This is a genomic window from Pseudomonas sp. Kh14, assembly GCF_900291005.1.
Taxonomy (GTDB): Bacteria; Pseudomonadota; Gammaproteobacteria; order Pseudomonadales; family Pseudomonadaceae; genus Aquipseudomonas; species Aquipseudomonas alloputida.
Genome location: NZ_OLKJ01000270.1, coordinates 1 through 242, shown reverse-complemented (window position 1 = coordinate 242; position 242 = coordinate 1). Strand labels below are relative to the sequence as shown.

At 67.4% G+C, this 242-nt stretch carries 1 pseudogene; it reads left to right on the top strand.

Annotated features, from left to right (window positions below):
- Positions 1 to 242, top strand: a pseudogene (locus tag FQ668_RS28085) (aromatic acid/H+ symport family MFS transporter); the annotation flags it as partial.

The following is a 242-nucleotide window of genomic DNA, read 5'->3' as shown; positions in this document are numbered from 1 at the left end:
GGTGCTGGTTGCCGGCATGTGCGTGAACGGCGCCCAATCGGCGATGCCTTCGCTGGCGGCGCGCTTCTATCCGACACAGGGCCGCGCCACAGGGGTATCGTGGATGCTGGGTATAGGCCGCTTCGGTGCGATTCTCGGGGCCTGGAGTGGTGCGACGCTGCTGGGGCTGGGCTGGAACTTCGAACAGGTGCTCACGGCATTGCTGGTGCCGGCGGGGCTGGCGACCGTGGGTGTGATCGTGA